General features: G+C 57.4%; 1 protein-coding gene. It reads left to right on the top strand.

The genetic code is table 11. The annotated features are described in order from the left end of the window. Positions 1–92 precede the first annotated feature (92 nt). On the top strand, positions 93–977 hold the full coding sequence (locus tag NDI65_RS22145; RefSeq protein ID WP_310894441.1) for an IS1595 family transposase: 885 nt from the start codon (positions 93–95) through the stop codon (positions 975–977). The last annotated feature ends 27 nt before the right edge of the window (positions 978–1,004 follow it).

Genomic DNA, 1,004 nt, shown 5'->3' with positions numbered 1-1,004 from the left:
TACGCTCTTCTGTAGGAGATTGTTGATAGAGTTCAGCTGTCGCTCTGGAATCGAAGAGGGCAAGGACACCGCGCTAGCGGTGTCCGACACGAATGATTCCGCTCGATGTGTTTGGCTCGGAATCGCTCGCAGCGAACCTGCTCCAACAAGTTCGCTGGCGTGACGGCGTTTCCTGCCCTCGCTGCCGTTCTGACCGGACGGTCAGAAACGGCAGCTATGGGGCGTTTCAACGCTATCTCTGTAAGAATTGCGACCGCACGTTCAACGACAAGACGGGCACGATTTTCGCTCACTCGAAGGTTGCGCTCCGCAAGTGGTTGTTCTCAATCTACGCGTTCTTGCGGTTCAACACGAGTCTTCGCCAACTTCAGCGAGAGATCGGTGTTACCTACAAAACGATGCACCGTCGCGTCGAGCGCTTTACCAGAGCGCTCGACGCGCCTCGTCTCGACCTCGTTGGACCAGTCGAAATCGACGAAGTGTACGTCTCTGCCGGATTGAAAGGCCGCGAGCGCGACCAAGAGTCGCGCTCGCGTGGTCTGTCCACGCGCGGGCGAGGTTCGTATGGGGGAGACAAACCACCCGTCTTCACCATCGTTGACCGTGGAACGGGACAGCGGTACGTCGTCCCAGCGAAATCCGCTGACGAATCGACAGTGCGACTCCTCCTCGGTGACCACAAGGAGGAGTCGCTGACAGTCTACACCGACGGATTTCTGGCATACGACCCACTAGAGGACGACGACGAATTCCACCGCGAATACGTCGTCCACGGTGACGGCGAATACGCTGATGGAGACGTTCACGTCAATACCTGCGAGAGCCACGCGTCGCTGGTGCGACGGTGGCTCTCGCCGCATCGAGGCGTCTCGAAGGACAAGTTGACACAGTATCTTCGCGCCTTTCAGCTACGCAGCGAACTCTTCAGAAAACCCGGTCGAGAAGCACTCAAACACGCTGTCAAAGCGACTCTCTGAAATCAACAATCTGCTACACATGAGCGT

The organism is Haloferax sp. S2CR25 (assembly GCF_031624535.1).
Taxonomy (GTDB): Archaea; Halobacteriota; Halobacteria; order Halobacteriales; family Haloferacaceae; genus Haloferax; species Haloferax massiliensis.
Note: the sequence above shows the minus strand (reverse complement) of the source record. Positions and strands in the feature narration are given on the sequence as shown.